We start from the raw sequence: 22,681 nt of genomic DNA, 5'->3' as shown, positions 1-22,681 counted from the left end.
TCCTGAATCGGGGAACAGCGCCGGCATAGGCGGGCGGGCGCAAGGGGAGGGAAAAGCGAAACGTGCTACTGGCCAGCGGCGGCGGTGTCCGGGCTCCAGCGCGTTTCGGGGGGGAAGACCTCGTCGATCGTGCCGCGGATCGCAGCGCCGTAGACGGGGTTGGGCAGCACGAACCAGCCATTGCCCCATAATTGCGCCAGATCGCCACGCGCGGCGAGGGTGCGGCGCTGCTGCACCGAAAGCGCCTTGGCGTTGAAGGCATCGGCAAAGTCGCCGAGATTGTCGCCCGCCTGCGCAATCACGCAATAGCGCGCCGCGATCATCGCCCGCCGGCCATCCTTGGCCGATCCCGCGGCATCGTCGCCCCGCAGGAAGAGCGTGTCGCCATGCACCGCCTCGCCGAGCCCGGCTGCGGCCAGCGCGGCGATGGTGCCCGCCGCGGTGTCGCTGGCGCGGTTGGTGTTGAAGACCGGGGTAATCCCCGCCTCGCGCAGGCGGCGCAGACCGGTGACCGCGCCGGGCACGGGGGCAACGATCGCCGCGCCTTCGCGCTCCCAGCGTTCCCATACCGCCGCGTCATAGGCACCGCCATGAGTCGCCTGCCAATATTCGAACCCGCTGTTGAGGATCACCGTCTCGTCGGCATCGAAGACCACGGCGGGCGGTTTGCGCGATCCGTCCGGGTTGAGGCAGGAAACAACCCCGGTGCCGCCCGCTGCCTCGGGCAGGCCGAGCGGGACCGATCGTTCCGGCGCCTCCTGCACACGGGCGAGGGCGTAATCGGCCAGCATCCGGTAAGCCTGGATCGAAGCCCCCGCCGCCTCGCCCGAGCCATAGAGCCAGCGCATCGTATCGGGTGCCGCCGCGTCGCCCGGCGCGGCGGCGACGGGTGCGGGGGTTCCGGCAACAGGCGCGGGTGCCACGGCGCATCCGGCGAGCAGCACTGCGGCCAGCGCGGAGGAAGCCCGCGACATTGTGGTCGTCATCGTCATTCGCCCAGCAGCGGCGCGATCAGGAACCAGCCGTCGCCGATCAGCGGCTCCAGCCCCGCGCCTGCCTCGGGCGAGCGCAGATATTTGAAGCGCGTGTCGAAATCGGGCCGCTCGTCCCCGGCGATGGCGATGATGCAGGTGATCGCGGCAAGGCTTTCGCGGCGCTGATCCTTGGTGTCGGCCCCGTCACGCCGCAGCGAGATGATATCCTCGCCGCGCGGGTCGAGCCCCGACTTCTCCAGCGCGACACGCAGCGCGCCCGATTGCGTGGTCGGCATGTCGGACAGCCAGGCGATCTCCACCCCCGCCTCGCGCAGCACCGCCAGTCCGAGCGCGAGGCCGGGCTGCGGGGCGGGGCTGACAGGCGGGCTGAACACGCCGCCTGCCGGATCGAGATCGATCACTGCGACCGGCTGCTCGCCCGGCGAACAGCGGCGGCGCTGGCCATCAAGCGCGACCGGATCGCTGAGGATCGCCGAGGGCAGGTCGGCCCCGCGCTTGCCCCCCAGTGCCGAGGCCTGCCCATAGCGCACGAAGCGCGCGAAGCTCGACTGCTCGGGCGTCAGCGGGCGCGCGGGATCGGGATAGGCAGCCATCGGCGGCACGGCGACAGGCGCTGCGGCGGTGGCAGCAGCCGGAGCGGCGACTGCGCCAGCGGGCGGCAATTGCGGGCTCGGCGCTGTCGGGGCCGGAGCCGGGCGGGGGCCGACCTGAACCGGCGCGGCCTGAACGGGTGCGGGCACGACCGTCACCGGAGGCGGCGTGGTGGCGGCCGGTGTAGGCGCGGGCACGGCCGGGCGGGCGGCAGGCGGCGCGCTTGTGGCGGGCGGGGGAACCGCCACCGCAAGGCTTGGCGCGGGCTGAGACGCGGGGCGCGAGGGAGCGGGTGCCGGTGCCGGTGCCGGTGTCGCTGGCAGCGCCGGGATCCGCACGGTGGTGGGCGCCGGGGTCGGGGTGGGGCCGGGAACCGGTGCCGGAGCGGGAGCGGGCACGCTCGCGACCGCCTCGGCCCCGCTCTCGCCCGCATCCTTGCCGTCGATCCGCGTACCGAACACGCCCGCCCCTGCCAGCGCCGGGATCGCCGCCGCGACGCAGCCCGACAGCGACTGCCCCGCCACCAGCAGCAGCGGCAGGGCCCAAAACCTCTTATCCATCACGCCGTCTCCCTCTCCCGAACGGTGCGGAACTCGATCTTCTTGTCATAGGGCGCGCCGAGCACGATGCGGTTCACGAACACGCCCGCGAGGTGAATCTGGTCGGGATCGAGCGCGCCTGCCGGCACCACTTCCTCGACCTCCACCACACAGACCTTGCCGCAGGTCGCGGCGGGCAGGTTGAAGTTGCGCGCGGTCTTGCGGAAGATGACATTGCCGGTCTCGTCGGCCTTCCACGCCTTGACGATAGCGAGGTCGGCGAAGATGCCGTGTTCGAGGATATAGGTCTGCATCACCCCGTCGCGATCGGGGAAGTCCTTGTGTTCCTTGCCCCTGGCGACTTCGGTGCCGACGCCGGTGCGGGTGTAGAAGCCGGGGATGCCCGCGCCGCCTGCCCGCATCCGCTCGGCCAGCGTGCCCTGCGGGCAGAACTCGACCTCCAGCTCGCCTGCGAGATATTGCCGCTCGAACTCCTTGTTCTCGCCGACATAGGAGCTGATCATCTTCCTGACTTGCCGCGTGCGCAGCAGCTTGCCGATGCCCTCGTTGTCGATCCCGGCATTGTTGCTGGCAAAGGTCAGGCCTTTCACGCCGCTGTCACGAATCGCGTCCAGCAGCCGTTCGGGCAGACCGCACAGGCCGAAGCCTCCCGCAGCGATCAGCATGTCATCGCGGAGCACGCCGGCAAGCGCGCTGGCGGCGTCGGGGTAGAGCTTGGTCATGGGGGCCTCGCTGCCTCGTATGGTGTCTCGCAAGAGCGACCCCGGCGGCCGGGATCGTCCATGTGATTAGAGCGTTACGGGCACACTGTCACGCCCGCGCGGCAGCGAAGTCGAATCGACTTTCATGTTGCGGCGCACAAGAGCGAATCGGCGAAAACCGTGCCCAAGCTTTAGGCGGATGCCGCCATTTTGAGCAGAAATTTGCAAACTTTCGCACAAAACTGCACGAAATCTGCCTCGAGTTGCGTTCTTTGCATCAAACTAGGTGTCTTTCGCACTTGCACAATCGGGCAAACTGGGGCAATTAGAGCCTGCCTTTCAGGCATCCTCTCCCAAACTTTTCAAGCCCGGCACTTGTTGCCGGGCTTTTTTCTTGCCCGGTAGCGCTATCGCTTTCCGGCCCGGTCGGTCGGCGCATCGCCGCCCGGCAGAGCCGCGCCGCCCCTCACCGATTGCATTCGAATGCCGCTGTTCCTAGCTATCGGGCTGACACCCGTTGCACAGGAATCCCCAATGGCCGACGCCGAAACCGACACCCCGATCCGCACCGTGCGCCTGCAGGTCGCACCTGCCCGGCAGGAAGAATCGGGGGCCGGGATCGCCCGCATCCCGCGTTCGGCCTTCCAGAAGCTCGGCATTACCGAGGGCGATGTTGTCGAAATCCGCGGCAAGCGGGTGACCGCAGCGATCGCCATGGCCGCCTATCCCGAAGACGACGCGCTCGACGTGGTGCGGTTGGACGGCCTCCAGCGCGGCAATGCGCAGGGCGGCTCGGGCGAGCATGTCGAGATCGCGCGCGGCGAATCGCGCCCGGCGACGCGCGTGGTCTTCGCCCCCGCCCAGCGCGAGATGCGGCTTCAGGGACCGACGCAGGCGCTCAAGCGCAATTTCTTCCAGCGCCCGCTGGTCGCCGGGGATCTCGTCGCCACCACCGGCCAGCAGCCGGTGCAGAACATGCCCGCCGACGTGCGCCAGCTGCTGCGCGCGCCCGCCTATGCGCTGACGCAAATTCGCCTCACCGTCGCCTCGACCAGCCCCAAGGGCATCGTCCACATCGACGAGAACACCGAGGTCGAACTGCGCGCCGAGTTCGAAGAACCACGCGATGGCCGTGCCGTGGTGAACTATGACGATGTCGGCGGGATGGAGGAGACCATCCGCCAGCTGCGCGAAATGGTTGAACTGCCGCTGCGCTATCCCGAACTGTTCATCCGCCTCGGCGTGGAACCACCCAAGGGCGTGCTGCTCCATGGCCCGCCGGGGACGGGCAAGACCCGCCTCGCGCAGGCTGTTGCCAACGAAAGCGATGCGGAATTCTTCACCATCAACGGCCCGGAAATCATGGGCTCGGGCTATGGCGAATCCGAAAAGCGCCTGCGCGAAGTGTTCGAGGAAGCCAGCCGCGCCGCGCCCGCGATCATCTTCATCGACGAGATCGATTCGATCGCGCCCAAGCGCACGCAGGTGCCGGGCGAGGCCGAAAAGCGGCTTGTCGCCCAGCTGCTCACGCTGATGGACGGGCTGGAAAAGCGCGCCAATCTGGTCGTCATCGCCGCCACCAACCGCCCCGACGCGATCGACGAGGCGCTGCGCCGCCCGGGCCGCTTCGACCGCGAGATCGTGATCGGCGTGCCCGACCAGCGCGGGCGGCGCGAGATCCTCAGCATCCACACCCGCGGGATGCCGCTCGAGCAGGCGGTCGATCTCGACGAACTCGCGCGCGTCACCCACGGCTTCGTCGGTGCAGATATTGCCGCGCTCGCGCGCGAGGCCGCGATCGAGGCCGTGCGCCGCATCATGCCGCGCCTCGACCTCGACGAACGCACCGTGCCGCCGGAGGTGCTCGAAGACCTGTGCGTCACGCGCGAGGATTTCCTCAGCGCGCTCAAGCGCGTCCAGCCCTCGGCGATGCGCGAGGTGATGGTGCAGGTGCCCAATGTCGCGTGGGACGACATCGGCGGCGCGGGCGAGGCGATCGACAAGCTGAAGGAAGGGATCGAACTTCCCCTCAAGAACCCCGATGCCTTCCGCCGTCTGGGCATCCGTCCGGCCAAGGGCTTCCTGCTCTATGGCCCGCCGGGAACGGGCAAGACCTTGCTCGCCAAGGCCGTCGCCAAGGAGGCCGAGGCTAACTTCATCTCGATGAAGTCATCCGACCTCCTTTCGAAGTGGTATGGCGAGAGCGAGCAGCAGATCGCCAAGCTCTTCGCCCGCGCCCGAGCGGTCGCACCATGCGTGGTGTTCATCGACGAGATCGATTCGCTGGTGCCCGCGCGCGGCTCGGGTCAGGGCGAACCGCAGGTGACGGGCCGCGTGGTCAACACCATCCTTGCCGAGATGGACGGGCTCGAGGAGCTGCAATCGGTCGTGGTGGTCGGCGCAACCAATCGTCCGACGCTGGTCGATCCCGCCTTGCTGCGTCCGGGCCGATTCGACGAGCTGGTCTATGTCGGCACCCCCGACAAGCCGGGTCGTGAGCACATCCTCGGCATCCACACCGCCAAGATGCCGCTCGCCGATGATGTCGATCTGGGCGCCATCGCGGCGGAGACCGAGCGCTTTACCGGCGCCGATCTGGAAGACGTGGTGCGCCGCGCGGGTCTTGCCGCGCTGCGCCGCGTGGGCGGCGAGGTCAATGCGGTCGAACGCCGCGATTTCGATGCTGCGCTCAAGGATTCGCGCGCGACCGTGACGGTCGAAATGGAGGACGAGTACAAGAAGATGCGCGGCGAGCTGAAGAAGCGCGCCGCCGCGGTCCAGCCGATCGGTTTCATTTCGCCCGACATGCTCACCCCGACGCGCGAGAAGAAGCACGACTGATCGGCGTTCAGCCCCCTTCGTCGCCCAGCTGCTCAAGCGCTGCGGCGGAGGGGTCGCCGGTTGACCCGCCCGGAGCGAGTGGGCCCGACAGCACGCGCCCGCGCACGATCGCTTCGGGCATGGTCTCGGCCAGCCACACGATCATCGCCTCGCGCACGTCGCAGCGCAGATCGAACAGCGTCGGCGAGTCTTTCGCCGTCATCAGCAGCCGGATTTCCACCGCATCGCGCGACAGATCGGTGACCTGCATATGCTTGACCCGCCCGTCCCAGCGCGGATTGGCGGCGATCACCTCCAGCGCCTTTTCGCGGATCGGATCGAGCCGCGCGGCGGGATCGACATAGAGGAACACCGTGCCCATTAGCCGGGCGGTGGTCTTGGTCCAGTTCTGGAAAATCTCGTCGAGGAACTTGGTGGTCGGCACCACCAGCCGCCGCTCGTCCCAGACCTTCACGACCACGTAGGTGGTGCGGATGTCCTCGATCAGACCCCATTCCCCGCCGATCACGACCACGTCGCCGATGCGGATCGGCTCGGTCAGCGCCATCTGGATACCCGCGATCAGCGACTTCAGCGCAGGCTGCGCCGCCGCCCCGACGGCGAGGGCGGCAAGGCCTGCCGAGGCCATCAGCGTCACGCCCACCTCGCGCACGCCGGGGATCGATAGCAGCACCAGCGACAGCGTGACGAAGATGATGACGAAGGTCGCGATCCGCCCGAGGATGCGCAGCCGCGTCTGCCGGCGGCGGGCACGCAGATTGTCCTCCGCCGCAAGGTCGAGCCTGACTTCGACCGCCCTCACCCAAGCGCGCACGATCGCCAGCGCGATCCAGCCGACCAGCACGGGCACGACAAAGCCCGCCAACCCCTCCCACAGCGCGGCGAGCAGCGGGGAGGCCTGCGCCGCCAGCGCGAGCGCAGCGGCGACCATCGCCCACTTCACCGGACGGCCGAGCGATTGCAGCACCAGATCGTCGGCCTCGCTCTCGCTCTGGCGCGACAGGCGGCCGAGGATGCCGAACAGCACCCGGTGGATGAGGAGCGCCGCGACCACCGCGGCAGCCGCAATCAGCGCGACCGATCCGGCCTCCTGCCAGTCGATCCTGACGTCGGGAAGGGCGCGGTTCAGGACATCGATCATGGCGCAGGCCTAGGGCAGCGTCGCCGCCGCCTCAACCGCTGGCTTGTCGGCTTGCCCCTAATGCGCTGCGTCCCAGCTTGCCCCGGTGCCGATCTCGACGCCGAGCGGCACGGTCAGCTCCACCGCAGGCAGCGCGGCTTCGGCCATCACCTTGCGGATGATCGGGGTGGCCGCCTCGACGCGGGCTTCGGGCAGTTCGAACACCAACTCGTCGTGCACCTGCAACAGCATCCGCACATCGTGGAGCCCTGCCTCGGCCAATGCCGGGAGCATCCGCGCCATCGCGCGCTTGATGATGTCCGCACTGGTGCCCTGGATCGGCGCATTGATCGCGGCGCGCTCCGACCCCTGCCGTTCGGCCTGGTTCTTGGAATTGATCCGCGGGAACCACGTCTTGCGGCCGAACAGCGTCTCGGAATAGCCCTTGGCCCGCACGCTCTCGAGCGTTTCGTGGATATAGCGCTGGATGCCGGGGAAGCGCTGGAAATAGGTGTCGATCATCGCCTGCGCCTCGTCCGGCTCGACCTCCAGCCGCCCGGCGAGACCCCATCGGCTGATGCCGTAGAGAATCGCGAAGTTGATCGTCTTGGCGCGGGCGCGGGTGTCGCGGGTGACTTCGCCGAACATTTCGCGCGCAGTGCGGGCGTGAATGTCCTCGCCCTCAGCAAAGGCCTCCTTGAGGCTTTCGACATCGGCCATATGCGCCGCCAGCCGCAGTTCGATCTGCGAATAGTCCGCCGCGAGCAGCACGTTGCCCTCCTCGGGCACGAAGGCCTCGCGAATTTGGCGGCCAATCGCGGTGCGGATCGGGATGTTCTGCAGGTTCGGATCGGTCGACGAAAGCCGCCCGGTCTGCGCGCCGACGAGGCTGTAGCTGGTGTGGACGCGGCCCGTATCGGGGTTGATCGCCTCCTGCAGCGCATCGGTATAGGTCGATTTCAGCTTCGCCAGCTGCCGCCATTCGAGCACCTTGTTGGCGATGGGCCGGGCGGCCTCGTCCTTGGCGAGGTTTTCGAGCACCGATTGGTCGGTCGAATATTGCCCGCTCTTGCCCTTCTTCCCGCCCTTGAAGCCCATCTTGTCGAACAGGATGTCGCCCAACTGCTTGGGGCTGCCGACGGTGAATTCCTGCCCGGCAATGGCATGGATCTCGCCTTCGAGCCGGGCGATCTCGTGCGAGAATTCATCCGACAGCTTGGCCAGCCGCGCGCGGTCGACCTTGATGCCTTCGCGCTCCATCGCGGCGACCACCGGGATCAGCGGCCGGTCGACCCGCTCGTAGACCCGCGTGCCGCCCTCGACCGCGAGGCGCGGCTTGAGCAGAGCGTGGAGCCGCCATGTGACGTCGGCATCCTCAGCGGCGTAGGCGGTGGCGCGGTCGAGCGGCACTTCGTTGAAGCCGATCGCCTTCTTGCCGGTGCCGCACAGGTCCTTGAACGGGATCGGGGTGTGGCTGAGGTGGCGCTGGCTCAGCTCGTCCATCCCGTGGCCGCCCCCCATCCCGTCCTCGCCGCGCCCGGCGTCGAGATCGAAGCTGATCACCATGGTGTCGTCGATGGGTGCGACCATGATCCCCGCGCGCGCCAGCACGTTGAGATCGTATTTGCCGTTCTGGAAAATCTTGAGGACGGCCTCGTCCTCCAGCAGCGGCTTCAGCGCAGCGATGGCGTCTTTCATCGGCACCTGCTCGGGCTTTTCGGCGAACATGTCGCTGCCGCCGTGGCCCAAGGGGATGTAGCAGGCATCGTTCGGGCCGAGCGCAAGGCTGACCCCCACCAGATCGGCGCGGATCGCATCCAATGAGGTGGTCTCGGTATCCACCGCCACCGCTTGCGCCGCGCGCGCGCGTTCGACCCAGGCTTCGAGGCGCTCCAGCGTCTGCACGGTTTCGTAGGCCGAATGGTCGATTTCGGGCATTTCGGGCAGGGGCTGACGGTTGCCGTCTTCGCCGCCCTTGCCATTCGCCCCGGCGGTGGTCGGCTTAGGCGGATTGAGATCGGTGGTGCGCGACGGACTGCCCGCGCCGCTGTCCAGCCGCCGCAGCAGCGAGGTGAAACCATGCCGTTCGAGGAAGGCAGCGAGCGGCTCGGGCGGGACGGGCCCGAGCTTCATCTCGTCCAGTGGCTGGGGAAGGTCGCAATCCTCCTTCAGCGTCACCAGCACCTTGGAGAGTTCCGCGTCCTTGCGGCCTTCGATCAGGCGTTCCTTGAGCTTGCTCGCCTTCATCTCCGGCGCGGCGTCCAGCGCGGCGGTGAGCGAGCCGTGCTCGGCGATCAGCTTGCTCGCCGTCTTTGGCCCGATGCCGTAAATCCCCGGCACGTTGTCGACACTGTCCCCCATCAGCGCCAGCACATCGCCGACCAGTTCGGGGCCGACGCCGAATTTCTCCTCGACCTCCTCCAGCCAGATGCGCTGGTTCTTCATCGTGTCGAGCATGTCGATCTTGGCGCCGTCAACCTCGCCGATCAGCTGCATCAGGTCCTTGTCGGAGCTGACGATGGTGACATCCCACCCCTGCTCCTGCGCGCGGCGGGCATAGGTAGCGATGAGATCATCCGCCTCCAGCCCCGGCACTTCGATGCAGGGCAGACTGAAGGCGCGGGTGGCGTCGCGGATCAGCGGGAACTGCGGCACCAGATCCTCGGGCGGTTCGGGCCGGTTGGCCTTGTACTGGTCGTAGATGTCGTTGCGAAAGCTCTCCGACCCCGCATCGAGGATCACCGCAAGATGCGTCGGGCCGTCGGCGGCGTCGAGATCGGCGGCGAGCTTCCACAGCATCGTGGTGTAGCCATAGACCGCGCCTACCGGCGTGCCCTCCGGGTTCGTCAGCGGCGGCAGCCGGTGATAGGCCCGGAAAATATAGGACGAGCCATCGACGAGATAGAGGTGCTGCTTATCGGCCATAGGGGCCTGCTAGCACCCGGCGTGGCCCGCGGGTAGAGGCTTGGCACAGCCGTTTCTCACGAGGCTTGCCAACGCGCCAATTGTGGCAAAAAAGAGGCGCAATTGGGGCGCCTTGCCTTATTTCGCTTGTCCAAGCCTGCCTGTGGCCCTATTTGAGGCTCGAACCGGACGCGATGCGACCGGTCTCGGCGTGGCCCGCAAAGGGCGCGTCCCAATCGCAGATCAAGGAGTTTCATCATGCGCAAGATCATCCTCGCCGCCGCCATCGCCACCTCGGCCCTCGGCCTCGCCGCTTGCAGCGAGACCACCGAAACCGAAGCCGAAGAAACCGTCGACGCGATGGAAGCCGATGCCGACGCCGCTGGCGAAACCGTCGAAGCGACCACTGCCGAAGCCGCCAACGACGTCGAAGCTGCGGCTGACGAAGCTGCCGACACGGCCGTGAAGACCACCGACGAAATCGGCGACGCTGCTGAAGCCGCTGCTGCCGACGTGGAAGCCGCTGCCGAGTAATCGCGCGCGGGCCTGCCGGTCAGGCAGGAACAGCAAACAACAAGGGCGGCTCGTCTAGACGGGCCGCCCTTTTTTGCTGTCCGATTACGGGCGAAGGGGCCTCAGCCTCCCGATGCGTAGGGCGCGTTGGCCCAGTTGCGGGTCGGGTTCTGCTGGGCGCGCACGGCGAAACCATCATAGAGCGCACGGGCGATGGCGGCGATCCGGTCCTGCCGCGCCAGCTTGGTGCCCTGCCCGGTGACATAGATTGCCACCGCGATCACGCGGCCATCGGGGCATTCGATCAGGCCGATATCGCTGGAGGTATTGAACAGCGATCCGGTCTTGTGGCTCACCCGCGCTTCGAGCGGGATATAGGCCGGGATGCGGTTCTTGCCGGTGACCGTGCGGCTCATCGCACCGAGGATCACCCGGCGGCTTTCATCCGACAGGAATTCGCCCCGATAGAGCCCGGCCAGCAGCCGCACCATCGCGCGCGGGGTGGCGGCATCGCGGTTGTCGATGTGCGTGACGGGATTGAACTCGCCATCGTCGCGCACCAGCGTGGCGATGTCGCGGTTGATCGAGAACTCGTTGATCCCCTGCCGCCGCACCCAGTTGTTGACCACCTCGGGCCCGCCCACCGCGGCGAGCAGCGCGTCGGTCGCGGGGTTGGAGGAACGGGTGATCATGATCTCGATCAGGTCGATCGCCTGCATCGTCTGCCCGGCGCGCACCGGCGCCTTGGGCGAGGAATACTTGGCCGAACGCACCGGCAGCATCAGCGGGAATTCGCTGGTCAGCGAAAAGCGGCCCTGTTCGACCATCGACATATAGGTCGCCGCGACCGCGACCTTGCTGGTCGAGGCCATCGGGAACAGCTGATCGCCCAGCACCATGATCTCCTCGCCCGTGGCAAGGTCGATCGCAGCCACGCCGATGCGGCCCTGTGCCGGGTCGGCGAGTTCGCGAATGCGCTGTTCGAAATGGCCCGCATACAGCGCCTCGAAGCTCGGTGGCTGGCGCACTTCGGTGCCGAAGGTGGCCTCGAAACTGTCCTGGATGTCATCGGCATTCGCAGCCGCAGGGCTGCTCGCCATCGCCGCGAAGGAGGCCAGAAGCCCGGTGAAGGCGACGAGAAAGCGGGGGCGTGTCATGCGGACAGGCTACTCCAACAGGGTTTCCGGGGGCTTAACGATGGACTTATCCACGCCCGATTCGGCGCGGCAAGCCTTCGCCTTGGCGCATGCGATGAAAGGTGCGCCCTGTAAGACAGAGCAGTTTACGGACCGCCATGCGGCTGCTCGACCGGTATGACAGGTTCGTCGAAACACGGCTTGCCCCGCCGTATGGGCCCTTGACTGCGCGCGTGGGCACGGCAGGTTGCCGGTCAAGCACTGATCCAAGGGGACTGTCATGACCGATACCACCGCCGCGCGCACCGCGCTTGCTGCTTTGCTGCTGTCCGCCTCCAGCATCGCCCACGCGCAAAGCGCCCAGATCGTCCAGCCGGGCGCGCCGGGGCAGGCGACCAGGACGCTGACCGCCGATGAAGCCGTGAAGCTGGCGCAGGCGAGCTACACCGCGTCGGACGTCGCCTTCATGCAGCACATGATCGTCCACCACCAACAGGCGCTCGACATGGCGAAGCTGGTGAAGGAGCGCACCAACACCGAGGATCTGCTGACCATCGCCGGGCGGATCGAATCCAGCCAGGCCGATGAAATCGCCTTCATGAAGGGTTGGCTGGCCGAGCGGGGCGAGCCGATCGAAGACCCGAAGATGGCGGGCCACGGCGAACACATGCACCACATGATGAAGGGCATGGCCTCCCCCGATCAGATGGCCGCGCTGGCCGCGGCCAAGGGCGTCGAGTTCGACCGCCAGTTCCTGACCCTGATGATCGCCCATCACGACGGCGCGGTCGACATGGTCGACGACCTGCTGCGGGAAGACGGCACCGCAGCCGATCCGGTGCTCTACCAGTTCGTGAACGACATCGACAAGGAACAGACCACCGAGATCGAGCGGATGGACAAGCTGCTCGCCGGCCTCTCCAGCGATCCGCGCACGGGGCTTGCGGCGGGCTTCGACAATGCGGGCGAGGCGATCTGGAACCTCACCAAGGTGGCGAGCCTGCCCAAGCCCGCAGGCTTCTTCAACCCCGCCAACCCCGCCGATCTGCGCCCGCCCGTCCCGCCCAAGAAGGACAAGGACGCCATGGCCGAGGAGGCCGTCGCAGCCGCTGAAGCCGCTGCCGCCGAAGTCGCGGCAACCGATGCGGCCACCCCCGCGCGCGAGGAGGAAGACCTCACCGAATTTGCCGAACGCTCCCCGCTGCTCGATTTCGCCAACACCGACATGGCCTTCTTCGGCGATGTGATGGTGGCGGGCTCCTACCACGGGTTCAACATCTACAAGCTGGACGCGAACGGCGTGCCCGGCCTGATGAGCTCGGTCGTCTGCCCCGGCGGGCAGGGCGATGTCTCGGTGGTCGGCAACATCCTTGTCATGAGCGTCGAGCAGACCCGCGGGCGGGTCGATTGCGGGCTCGAAGGCGCGCCGGGCAAGGTCAACGAAGATCGCTTCCGTGGCCTTCGCATCTTCGACATCTCCAACCTCGCCGCCCCGCGTCAGGTGGGTCAGGTGCAGACCTGCCGGGGCAGCCACACCCATTCGATCGTCAGCGCCGACGACACTCGCCTGATCGTCTACAACTCGGGCACCGCCGGGGTGCGCGAGAGCGAGGAGCTGGCGGGCTGCATCGGCGAAATTCCGGGCGACAGCCGCACCGCGCTGTTCTCGATCGACGTGATCGAAATCCCGCTCGCCGATCCTTCGCAGGCGCGCATCGTCAAGAGCCCGCGGGTCTTCGCCGACGAGAGCACCGGCACCATCGCCGGCCTGTGGACCGGCGGCGATCACGGCGACGGCACCCAGCGCACCGCGCCGACCGATCAGTGCCACGACATCACCGTCTTCCCCGCGCTCAAGCTGGCGGCGGGCGCGTGTTCGGGCAACGGCATCCTGTTCGACATCGCCGATCCGCTCAATCCCAAGCGGATCGACGTCGCCACCGACACCACCTTCGCCTATTGGCACTCGGCGACCTTCAACAATGATGGCACCAAGGTGATCTTCACCGACGAATGGGGCGGCGGCGGGCGGCCGCGCTGCAAGGCCTCCGACCCCAAGACCTGGGGTGCCAATGCGATCTACGACATCGTCGATGGCAAGCTGAAATTCCGCGCGCATTACAAGATGCCCGCGCCGCAGAGCGACAAGGAGAACTGCGTCGCGCACAACGGCTCGATCATCCCCGTGCCAGGCCGCGATCTGTTTGCGCAGGCGTGGTATCAGGGCGGCCTTTCGGTGATGGACTTCACCGACAGCGCCAACCCGAAGGAAGTCGCCTATTTCGATCGCGGGCCGATCGACACCAAGCAGATGGTGCTGGGCGGCTACTGGTCGGTCTACTGGTACGACGGCTTCATCTACGGCACCGAAATCAGCCGCGGGATCGACGTTTTCGCCCTGAAGCCGAGCGACTTCCTGACCGAAGCCGAAATCGCCGCGGCGGAGGCGGCGAAGTATCAGGACAACCGCTTCAACCCCCAGACCCAGACCCGCGTGACCTGGGACAAGGGCGTGATCGAAGCCGCCGAGGCGAGCCGCAAGGGCGGCTGACCTTCGGGGCCGAGCGGTAGGGAAGGTGACGAAAGCGACAGCGTGTCACCTTCCCAACATCGCTTTTTCATTCGGAAAAACAGCTCGTTGCGATCAAATCTGCGCGCGGACGGACAAAGGTTTCGCGCAGCGAACGCACATCGGCGGCCTCCGGGCCGCGCTGGTCACGATAGGAAAGAGCCAGCCGCGAGACTGGCACAGAGGGCCGGAGTAGGAAAACGCCTGATGCGCTGCACGGCGGAGCGGCAGTTTGGCGGAGATTCTGAAGGAAAGCCGCCATTCGGCTAGCGACCCCGACGCGGTCGTTGGCGCGGGCAAATAACCGTCATCCCAGCGAAAGCTGGGATCGCTCTCGAGCGCGCGCTGCCTCACGCCGATAAAGGCGCGGAATACGGAATTGATCGAAAAACCGAGCCTGAAGGGAGCGTCCTGTTCAAGCAATCGCCTGACCGACAGCGATCCCAGCTTTTGCTGGGATGACGAAGAGGCAAAGCGGCAGCAAACCACCCAAACCCGGCCATCAGCCGGGCCTGCGCTCGCTCCCGAAGCAGCACGGCGGCTTTACCTCCCTTAAAGAAAATTCCCGCCCTTCAGCAATCGACCCCGTAGCGGCCATTCACTTATCGATGTACATCAACTGAGTGCGTGCCTTGTTTGCCTCATTCGTAGTGCTCATTGCAACAAGCTGCGCGCCCGACAGCCGCGGCGAGGAAATCGAGCGGCTCGAGATGCGACTTTCTGGCTGGTCTTCTCTCGACGTTGTGATCGATGCAGAAGGTGATGGAACCTACAAGGATAGCGAACCACATCCTGACGGGACGAAGGGTGGTTTCAAACTCACTCGAGCCGAACTGCTTGAACTGCTTGCAAAACTGCAGCCATATCGCAAGCAAGCGATGCCATTCTCTGAAGAGAGCGCAATGCGGTTCATCGAGCAAGTGTGCCCGAAAGGCGTGCCCAACGTGACGGACGCAGGTGCATTCTATGTGCGCTGGCAATCAGTCGACGACGATGTTCATTATCTTGCAGATTTCGGCTGCGACCACGAGCGATTGGCAGATAGGAATGGCGAGCTGCGCGAGATCGTCGAAGGCCTTCCCGTACCCTCAGCCCGATGATCGACACGTCCGCTAACCACCCACTTGCGGTCATCAGAGTTTAGCCATCAGCCGCCAGAAAGCAAACGCTCCCTACCCCTTCGCCGCCTTGCGCTTCTCCAGCCACGGGCGCAGCGGGAAGGTCCACTGTTCCCAGATCGACAACCGCCGCCGATCATCCTGCCCCACGATCTCGCTCTCGCCATCCTTGAAGGTGCCGAACACGCGGTCCCAGAAAATCACGCTGTTGCCGTAGTTGCAGCGCGTGTCCTCGTAACTGAGCGCGGTGTGGTGCAGGCTGTGGTGGCGGATGGTTGTGAAGAAAAACCCGAACCATATCGGCGGATTGGCGCGGATATTGGCGTGGGCATAGGTAGCGATCGCGCCGCTCGCGGTGATTGCGGCGAACAGGGCGTTCAGATCGACATCGAGCAGCGCGATCACGCCGAGGCTGATCAGGAACAGCTCGATCGGATTGCCGATGAAGCCCTTCAGGGCGTTCAGCTGCGTGATGTGGTGATGCGGCGCGTGGGTCAGCCACAGCGGGTACCAGTTATGCATCGCGCGGTGCATCCAGTACTGGCCGAATTCGAAGGTGAACATCACCACCAGCACCTGCACCATGAAGGGGCTGTCGGCGAGCCAGGGGGTGGCGATGCCCCACGCCTCCTTCAATGCGCCGAGCGGCCCGTTGACCAGCGTTTCGGTGAGAAAGCCGATCACCCCGTAGCCGAAGGCGACATAGAAGACGTCGGTCGCCAGCTCGCGGCGGTTGATGCGCCAGCCTTCGTGGCGTTCGAACACCAGCTCGAGCGCCTGCACCAGCGCCAGCGTGCCGAGCCCCACCGCGATGATCGCCCAGCCGCTCTCGACCCACGCGGCAGGCGCGAAGGCCCAGAAAGCCCAGATCGCCGCGACGGTCGCGGGCGGCAGAAGATTGACGAGAGACTGTTTCACCGGACCGGCCCCCTTGCCTGATCTCACGCTCTATGGCGGCGTCCCTGAACGGGAAAATACGCCATTATGCGCAGGGCGTCGAGAGGGCGCTGGTGGGCGACCGCACATCATCCAGACCGCCGGCTATGCGCGCGCGGCGATCTCGGCGGCGTCGAAGTAGTGGATGCGCAGCTCCCGCAGCAGTCCGTCTTCGAAGCACCCCGCCTCGCAAATCGTCTGGGTGAAGGGCGTGGAGCCATCCCTGGGGTGCATGGTCAGGCGGATCACCATCACCGCCCATGTGTCGCCTCCGGTGCAGTCGAGCATTTCGAGGCTTGTGTCGGCCCAGGTGCCGTACATCGCCGCCGCACAGCGCTGGAGCGCCACCCTGCCCCGCCACTCGCCCGCGAAGGGGAGCGAGTTCGCCTCATAGAGCACAAAATCGGGGTGGATCAGCGCCTCGACAGCGTCCCAATCGCGGGTGCCGGCGGTGGCGTAGACCCGCGCCAGCAACTCCCTAGGCGTGCTCATTCCTCGATGGTGCCGATCAGGTCGCCGACCTTGTAGACCGCGCCTTCCTCGCCGGTGGGATGGATGATCCCGCTGGCCTGCGCCTCGATCTCGGTGGTGCTCTTGTCGGTCTCGACCGTATAGATGATGTCGCCCTTCTCGACGCGCTCGCCATCGCCGAACATCCATTCGACGAGGGTCATTTCGACCGCGCTCATGCCGAGCTTGGGGATGCGGATTTCGCTGGCCATTTAGTGCTTACCTACCGATGCCTTGATCTGTGCGACGATGTCGGACTTCTGCGGGATCCACGCCTGTTCGAGATGCGAGGCGAAGGGCACGGCGGAGAACGTCCCGCCGATCCGCCGCACCGGGCCCTTGAGGCTGTCCCAGCACTTTTCCTGAATGTTCGCAGCAATCTCTGCGCCGGTGCCGAAGGGGCGGACGGCTTCGTGCAAGGTCAGCGCGCGGCCGGTCTTGCGGACCGACGCCAGCACGGTTGCCTCATCGTATGGGGCGATGGTGCGCAAGTCGATCACCTCGACGCTGATGCCTTCCTTCGCAAGGTCATCCGCCACGCTGAGCGCGTCGAGCACGGTACGGCCATAGGTGATGATCGAGATATCGGAGCCTTCCCGCGCAATCGCCGCCTTGCCGAGCGGCACGCGGTAGCCCGGGCCGGGATCTTCCGCCTTGAGGCCGTAGCACAGGATATTCTCGATGAAGATCACCGGGTCATTGGCGTCAATCGAAGCCCGCATCAGCCCGCGCGCGTCGGCGGGGTTCGACGGGGTGACGACATGGATGCCCGCAACGTGCGCGAACCATGCTTCGAGCATGTCCGAATGCTGCCCGCCGAAGCCGACGCCGACGCCGGTGGTGGTGCGGATCACCATCGGGCACGGGGTCTGCCCGCCCGACATGAAGCGCAGCTTGGCCGCGTGGTTGACGATCTGGTCCATGCACACGCCGACGAAGTTCATCAGCATGATCTCGGCAATGGGACGCTGCCCGGCGAGCGCCGCGCCCACCGCCGCACCGATGATCGCGGTTTCGCTGATGGGCGTCGCGCGGATGCGGTGTTCGCCGTATTTCTCGGTCAGGCCCTGCGTCACCTTGAACACCCCGCCGCCCTGCTTGGCCGAAACATCCTCGCCAAGGCAGAAGACGCCCGGATCGTCGGCCATCGCCTCGTCGATCGCGAGGTTGAGCGCCTGGGTCATGGTGATCTGGGCCATCAGGCGGTCTCCTCGAGCACGTCACGATAGATTTCGTCGGTATCCGGCAGCGGCGCAGCGAGCGCGTGTTCGACCGCCGCGTTGATCTGCGCGTCGATGTCGGCGACGATGGCGTCGAGCTCTTCTTCGGTGAACTGGTGCTCCAGCATCACCTTGCGCAGCTTGGGCAGCGGGTCTTCGGCCTTCATTTCGGCGATGTGTTCGGGCGGCATGTAGCTGAAGTCCGAGCCGAAGAAGTGGCCCATCATGCGGTAGCACATGGCCTCGACCAGCGTCGGGCCTTCGCCGCGGCGGGCGCGGTCCACGGCTTCCTTCACCGCGGGGTAGATCTGGTTCACGTCGTTCCCGTCAACCGTCACCCCCGGCATCCCGTAGCCCGCTGCGCGGCTCGCGATGTTGGGGCTGTCGGTGTGGTCGGCATAGGCCGTGTGCTCGCCATAGCGGTTGTTCTGGCACAGGAAGACGACCGGCAGTTTGTAGAGCTGGGCCATGTTCATCGCCTCGTGAAAGCCGCCGATATTGGCCGCGCCGTCGCCGAAGCTGACCAGCGTCACACGCCCGTCGCCGTTGTTCTGGCTCGCCATGGCAAGGCCGTTGGCGATGGGCAGGCCGCTGCCCACCACCCCGGTCGTCACCATGATGCCGGTTTCGGGATCGGTGATGTGCATGGTGCCGCCCTTGCCCTTGCAGGTGCCGGTCGCCTTGCCGAGGCATTCGCCCCACCACTTCTCCATCGGGATGCCCTTGGCGGTCTGCTCGCCCTGCCCGCGATAGGTGCAGACGACGTAATCGTCCTTCTCGAGCGCGGCCATCGCCGCGGCCGAGACCAGCTCCTGCCCGCGCACGCAGTAATACATCACCGCAACCTTGCCGCCCATCAGCAGCTCGCGGAACTTCTCGTCGGTGCGGTTCACCTTCATCGTGCGGGTATAGATGTCGAGCAGCGTGTCGCGGTCGATCTGCGCCATGTGTTTGGGCCTTTCAGGTGAAGCTTAGAACTGGACGCGCTGGGTGAAGCCGCCGTCCACCACGATATTTGCGCCGGTCATGTAGGGCACCGCCGGGCTCGCCACGAAGACGATCGCCTTGGCGACCTCCACCGGCTCGCCGAAGCGGCCCGTGGGCATCTTGGCGAGGGTCGCATCGAACAGCGGCTTCATGTGCTCTTCGATCACCTCCCAGTTGCCGCCCTTGTAGTAGATCGCGCCGGGGCTGACCGTGTTCACGCGGATGCCCTTGGCGGCCATCGCCTGCGACAGCTGCGAGGCGTAGGTGATCAGCGCCGCCTTGATCGCGTTGAAGGGATTGGGCGCGATGAAGGTTTCGAGCGCGGCGGTGCTCGAGAGCATCACGATCGAGCCGGTGCCGGAGGCTTCGAGATAGGGCGTCAACGTCTCGACCGCAAAGGCCGCGCCCTTCAGGTCCATGTCCAGACACGCCTGCCAGTCCCCCGCCCCGCCGGTGCCCGAGGCGCTGGCGGTGTGGACGAAGATATCGCAGCCACCCAATTCCTGCGCCGCCTTTTCGAGCCACGCCTGATAGGCCTCGGTCCCGCTCGCCATGTCGAAGACTTCGGCAAACACCTTGCCCGGCCCGGCGGCGTCGATCTCGGCCTTGGCGGCTTCGATCTTGTCTTCCTTGCGGCTGAAGAAAGCGACGTCAGCCCCCTCGGCGGCGAATAGCTTGAGGGATTGCAGGCCAAGGCCGTGCGCCCCGCCGTTCATGATGACCTTCTTGCCCTTCAATCCCAGATCCATCGCGCCTCTCCCCGGCATGTGCTCGTGGGGAGAGGGGATAGCCCAGTGAACCGGCGGGACGGATTGGCACTTTTGGGGGTGGAGCGGCGCGCGGGTTCCTGTCCGCCGCGCGCCGCGCCCTATGCTCCCCTCAGAACGAGAAGCTCAGCCGTCCATACAGGAAGCGTCCGTTGAAGCCGAAGGGCGAGAAGGACGAGAACGGCAGGAAGTAGTTGTTGACCGAAAGGTTGGCCTGATTGCCCGTCACCGGATCGGTGGCGCGTCCGGTCGGGTTGGTGGTGGGATACTGGTCGAACAGGTTGTTCGCGCCCACCGCCAGCTCGATCCCTTCGGCAAAGCCCTGCGGCCGCAGGCGGATTTCGAGGTCGGTGATCCAGCGCGGTTCGAGCAGCAGGTCGTTGATCGGGCTCGCCCCGGCCGAGAACACCTCACCGAAGCGGTTGGCGCGCACCGTGGCGCTCAGCCAGTTCCATTCGAGATCGGCGCCCAGATTGATGCGGTCCTTGGGCTGGCCGCGCTCGATCCGTTCGGATTCGAGCCGCCCGAACAGGTCGATCCCCGGCACTTCGGCGAGATCGCCCGGCGTGCTGCGCCGCCCGGTGATGTCGATATCGTTCCAGTTGTAGCCCGCGGTCAGCGAAAGGCTCGCCGAATCGCCGATGCTGGTCCGATAGGTGCCGATCACGTCGAAACCGCGCGTGCGGGTGTCGATCCCGTTGAAGAAGAACCGCGCCGCCGAGATGCTGGTGAAGCCGGCATCGTTGAGGATTTCGGCGATCCCGCGGCCCGGATTGCTCCCGCTCGGATTGCCCGCCGCGTCGCGGCTGGCCGAGAGGTTGTCGGTCAGCACGATGCGATCGTCGATGTCGATCTGGTAATAGTCGAAGGTGAGGTTGAAGCCGTCGACCTTGTCGAACACCGCGCCCGCCGACCACGAGAACGACTTCTCGGCCTCCAGCGGGGTCGCCCCCAGCGCGATGGCGACCGGGTTGGAGACCGGCAGCGTCACCGCATCGACCAGCACCCCGCCGATATTGTTGGTCGCCGCCGCCGCGAAGAACTGCTGCTGGAGCGAAGGCGCGCGGAAGCCGGTCGACACCGCCCCGCGCAGGGCGAAGCCGTCGATCAGCTCGAACCGCGCGGCGGCCTTGCCGTTGAGGGTCGAGCCGAAATCCGTGTAATCCTCGAAGCGGCCCGCGATCTGGATGTTGAGCCGGTCGGTGATGTCGGTGTCGAGCTCGGCATAGAGCGAAACGTTCTCGCGGCTGTTGGGGTTGGTTACGTTCACCCCGCCGATCACCGGCTGGAAGCCCGGGAATACCTGGCTGCCGGGCGCGGCGAAGGCGGTTGCACCCGCGCCGGTGATGAAGGGGTTGTTGGTGCCCACCAGCACCGGCCCGGCGATGTAGGAGTTGACCTCGCCCGCCCCCAGCTGGAATTCCTCGCGCCGCCATTCCGCGCCGAAGGACAGCGTCATCTGCTCGATGCCCGAGACCTCCAGCTCGCGGCTCACCCCGAGGTTCGCCATCAGTTGGCTGTAGGCGAGCGAGCCTGCGTCGAACTCGGTCTGGCTGGCCGCGCCGAGCGAGGCGTTGAGCGTGTTGGTGATGCGGAAATCGGTGGTGTTCTCGCCATAGGACATCGACAGGTCCCACAGCCAGCCGTCGAAATCGCCCTCCAGCCCGCCGACGATGGCGAAATCGGTGGTGTCGGTGTTGATCAGCGGCAGGAAGCCGTCGGGATAGATCGCCACGACATTGCGGTTGTCGGCAGCGCGGCGGTAGAAACCGGCGGACTCCGCCTTGCGCTCGCCATAGGTGCCGAAGGCGTAGAACTCGACCTGGTCATCGAGCGGGATGCCCATGTTGACGACGATGTTGAGATCCTCGGTCTTGGGATCGCCATAGCGATGATTGCGGCGGTCGAAGGTCAGCTCGCGCGGGTCGAGTGCGCCCGATTGCGTGTAGTTGCGGCGCGGATCGAACCCGGCGCGGTTGGTGTCGTTGCGGTCGCGATATTCGGCGGTGATGTTGAGAAAGCCCTCCGGCCCCAGCGGCAGGCCGATATTGCCCGAAACGGTCAGCACCTCGCCATCGGTGACCTTGAGATCGCGCCCGGTGCTGTTGAGTTGCAGCACGCCATCCGGGGTCAGCGTCGGCACCTGCCCGGCGGTGCCGTTCACCCCGGTGACTTCGGGCACCCCGGCGATGCGCGTGTTGAACCCGCCGTAATTGACGAAGAAGCGCCCGCCTTCGCGCGAATCGTTGAGCTGGAAGTTGATCACCCCGGCGATCGCGTCCGAGCCATATTGCGCCGCCGCGCCATCGCGCAGCACTTCGACCCGCCCGATCGAGGAGCCGGGGATCTGGTTGATATCGACCGCGGTGCTGCCGCGCCCGACCGAACCGTTGATGTTGAGCAGCGCGGCGGTGTGGCGACGCTTGCCGTTGACCAGCACCAGCGTCTGGTCGGGGCCGAGACCGCGCAAGGTCGCCGGGCGGATCGCGTCGGTGCCGTCGGTGATCGAGGGCTGCGGGAAGTTCAGCGAAGGCACCAGATCGCGCAGCAGGCGCGCGGTTTCGGTGAGGCCCGACTGGCTCAGCTGCTCGCCGCTGATGACGTCGATCGGCACCGGGCTTTCGGCGACGGTGCGGTCGGAGCGGCGGGTGCCGGTGACGATCAGCACGGTATCGGGCTCGTCCTCGGCCATGGTCTCGTCCTGCACCAGTGCGGCGGCGGCGGCCCCGGTCAACGCGATATCGGCGGGCGCGTCGCTGGCCGCATCGGCGTCGGCAGCCATGGCGGGCGCGGCGGAGAGGCCGGCGGCAAGCAGAGCGACCGCAAGCGCGATCGGCGAGCCGGAGTGGAGAACCTGTTCAGTCTTTTTCATTGTCTTCCCCTGATCGGTCAAAATGGCACGTGCCCGGCTGCATGACCCCCCAGGGCCGGTCAGCGAGCGGATCACCGCACACGATCGCGACACCGCAACCGGCGGCGCGCGTGGCGAAGTTTCTCCCATGAAGTCCTGAGGGCCATTTCAGCAGGCGGTGCACCGCATCCGCATGGCCTCGATCTTGGCATCAAGCCTTGCGCGACCCCCGTGCGCCCAGCCGGCAGGTAACAAAGTTACTCCGCAAAGGTTTTCCGTCAACGCAGGATATCGGGAATGCGGCCGTGCAGGCAACAATTCGTCGCCGTGTCGTCAAATTGCCACACATGGTCGACGCGAGC

Annotated in this window: 17 protein-coding genes; 4 read left to right on the top strand and 13 right to left on the bottom strand. The window is 66.4% G+C overall.

Annotation, left to right across the window (positions count from 1 at the left end; translation table 11 throughout):
- Positions 1–65 precede the first annotated feature (65 nt).
- Genes E2E27_RS03745 through E2E27_RS03735 form a run of 3 tightly spaced genes read right to left on the bottom strand, consistent with a single transcriptional unit; the run spans position 66 to position 2,868 of the window.
- Positions 66–986: an HAD family acid phosphatase gene (locus E2E27_RS03745; protein WP_234036172.1), complete on the bottom strand. Its 921-nt coding sequence runs from the start codon at positions 984–986 to the stop codon at positions 66–68.
- A gap of 2 nt (positions 987–988) precedes the next feature.
- Positions 989–2,146, bottom strand: a complete 1,158-nt coding sequence (locus tag E2E27_RS18610; RefSeq protein WP_181443675.1) for a hypothetical protein — start codon at positions 2,144–2,146, stop codon at positions 989–991.
- Positions 2,146–2,868, bottom strand: a complete 723-nt coding sequence (locus tag E2E27_RS03735) for a CoA transferase subunit A (RefSeq protein WP_141457754.1) — start codon at positions 2,866–2,868, stop codon at positions 2,146–2,148. Before E2E27_RS03735 ends, E2E27_RS18610 begins: the two co-directional genes overlap by 1 nt.
- A 513-nt stretch (positions 2,869–3,381) precedes the next feature.
- On the opposite strand from E2E27_RS03735, the gene E2E27_RS03730 reads away from it, so the two are divergent.
- Positions 3,382–5,688 (top strand): CDC48 family AAA ATPase, encoded by a 2,307-nt coding sequence (locus E2E27_RS03730; protein WP_141457753.1) that lies wholly within the window; start codon positions 3,382–3,384, stop codon positions 5,686–5,688.
- A gap of 7 nt (positions 5,689–5,695) precedes the next feature.
- Here E2E27_RS03730 and E2E27_RS03725 read toward each other — a convergent pair whose 3' ends face one another.
- Positions 5,696–6,829 (bottom strand): mechanosensitive ion channel family protein, encoded by a 1,134-nt coding sequence (locus E2E27_RS03725; protein WP_141457752.1) that lies wholly within the window; start codon positions 6,827–6,829, stop codon positions 5,696–5,698.
- A 57-nt stretch (positions 6,830–6,886) separates the two neighbouring features.
- The gene (gene polA, locus E2E27_RS03720) at positions 6,887–9,733 is read right to left on the bottom strand and encodes a DNA polymerase I (protein ID WP_141457751.1); all 2,847 of its coding nucleotides are present in this window, start codon (positions 9,731–9,733) and stop codon (positions 6,887–6,889) included.
- 237 nt (positions 9,734–9,970) lie between these two features.
- Between polA and E2E27_RS03715 the strand changes: the two genes are divergently transcribed.
- Positions 9,971–10,246 (top strand): hypothetical protein, encoded by a 276-nt coding sequence (locus tag E2E27_RS03715; RefSeq protein ID WP_141457750.1) that lies wholly within the window; start codon positions 9,971–9,973, stop codon positions 10,244–10,246.
- A 101-nt stretch (positions 10,247–10,347) separates the two neighbouring features.
- Here E2E27_RS03715 and E2E27_RS03710 read toward each other — a convergent pair whose 3' ends face one another.
- The gene (locus E2E27_RS03710; RefSeq protein WP_141457749.1) at positions 10,348–11,382 is read right to left on the bottom strand and encodes a serine hydrolase; all 1,035 of its coding nucleotides are present in this window, start codon (positions 11,380–11,382) and stop codon (positions 10,348–10,350) included.
- 259 nt (positions 11,383–11,641) lie between these two features.
- Between E2E27_RS03710 and E2E27_RS03705 the strand changes: the two genes are divergently transcribed.
- Together E2E27_RS03705 and E2E27_RS03700 are read left to right on the top strand one after the other, a co-directional pair.
- Positions 11,642–13,912: a DUF305 domain-containing protein gene (locus E2E27_RS03705; RefSeq protein ID WP_141457748.1), complete on the top strand. Its 2,271-nt coding sequence runs from the start codon at positions 11,642–11,644 to the stop codon at positions 13,910–13,912.
- A 668-nt stretch (positions 13,913–14,580) separates the two neighbouring features.
- Positions 14,581–15,030, top strand: coding sequence for a hypothetical protein (locus E2E27_RS03700; protein WP_141457747.1), 450 nt, complete (start codon positions 14,581–14,583; stop codon positions 15,028–15,030).
- A 72-nt stretch (positions 15,031–15,102) separates the two neighbouring features.
- On the opposite strand, the gene E2E27_RS03695 is transcribed toward E2E27_RS03700, so the two are convergent.
- From E2E27_RS03695 to E2E27_RS03665, 7 genes are all read right to left on the bottom strand, one after another.
- The gene (locus E2E27_RS03695) at positions 15,103–15,966 is read right to left on the bottom strand and encodes a sterol desaturase family protein (protein WP_141457746.1); all 864 of its coding nucleotides are present in this window, start codon (positions 15,964–15,966) and stop codon (positions 15,103–15,105) included.
- A gap of 123 nt (positions 15,967–16,089) precedes the next feature.
- Positions 16,090–16,476 (bottom strand): nuclear transport factor 2 family protein, encoded by a 387-nt coding sequence (locus E2E27_RS03690; protein ID WP_141457745.1) that lies wholly within the window; start codon positions 16,474–16,476, stop codon positions 16,090–16,092.
- On the bottom strand, positions 16,473–16,706 hold the full coding sequence (locus E2E27_RS03685) for a biotin/lipoyl-containing protein (protein ID WP_017665057.1): 234 nt from the start codon (positions 16,704–16,706) through the stop codon (positions 16,473–16,475). The genes E2E27_RS03690 and E2E27_RS03685 overlap by 4 nt, the downstream gene beginning before the upstream one ends.
- A complete protein-coding gene (locus E2E27_RS03680) occupies positions 16,707–17,693 on the bottom strand; it encodes an alpha-ketoacid dehydrogenase subunit beta (RefSeq protein ID WP_141457744.1) in 987 nt (328 codons plus the stop codon).
- Positions 17,693–18,661 (bottom strand): thiamine pyrophosphate-dependent dehydrogenase E1 component subunit alpha, encoded by a 969-nt coding sequence (locus tag E2E27_RS03675; protein ID WP_141457743.1) that lies wholly within the window; start codon positions 18,659–18,661, stop codon positions 17,693–17,695. Before E2E27_RS03675 ends, E2E27_RS03680 begins: the two co-directional genes overlap by 1 nt.
- Positions 18,662–18,685: 24 nt before the next feature.
- Entirely contained in the window at positions 18,686–19,450 is a 765-nt protein-coding gene (locus tag E2E27_RS03670) for an SDR family NAD(P)-dependent oxidoreductase (protein WP_141457742.1), read from the bottom strand.
- Between the two features lie 130 nt (positions 19,451–19,580).
- Positions 19,581–22,340 carry a TonB-dependent receptor plug domain-containing protein gene (locus E2E27_RS03665; RefSeq protein ID WP_141457741.1) on the bottom strand — a complete coding sequence of 920 codons (2,760 nt, stop codon included), beginning with the start codon at positions 22,338–22,340 and terminating at the stop codon, positions 19,581–19,583.
- Positions 22,341–22,681: the final 341 nt, after the last annotated feature.

Source organism: Porphyrobacter sp. YT40 (genome assembly GCF_006542605.1).
Taxonomy (GTDB): Bacteria; Pseudomonadota; Alphaproteobacteria; order Sphingomonadales; family Sphingomonadaceae; genus Erythrobacter.
Note: the sequence above shows the minus strand (reverse complement) of the source record. Positions and strands in the feature narration are given on the sequence as shown.